The 225-nt window shown below is 75.1% G+C and carries 1 protein-coding gene; it reads right to left on the reverse strand.

Going from position 1 to position 225, the window contains the following annotated elements; all coding sequences use genetic code 11:
- Positions 1-225, reverse strand: a 225-nt coding sequence (locus GB932_RS19050) for a hypothetical protein (protein WP_197517208.1), incomplete at both ends; no start/stop codon positions are given.

A 225-nucleotide genomic window follows, 5' to 3' on the forward strand; every position in this document is an offset into this window, starting at 1 on the left:
CCGCGTCGCGATGACCGCGGCGAACGTCGTTTCGACGGCGACCGTGGCCCGCGTCGCTTCGACCGCGATGACCGCGGCCCGCGTCGTTTCGACGACAGCCGCGGAGCCGACCGCGGCGGCCGTGGCGAGCGTCGCTTCGACGGCGATCGCGCCCCGCGTCGCTTCGACCGGGACGAGCGCGCTCCGCGCCGTGATGACCGTGGATCGGACCGTCGCTTCGACGGC

This window comes from Microbacterium karelineae (assembly GCF_009745985.1).
Classification (GTDB): Bacteria; Actinomycetota; Actinomycetes; order Actinomycetales; family Microbacteriaceae; genus Microbacterium; species Microbacterium karelineae.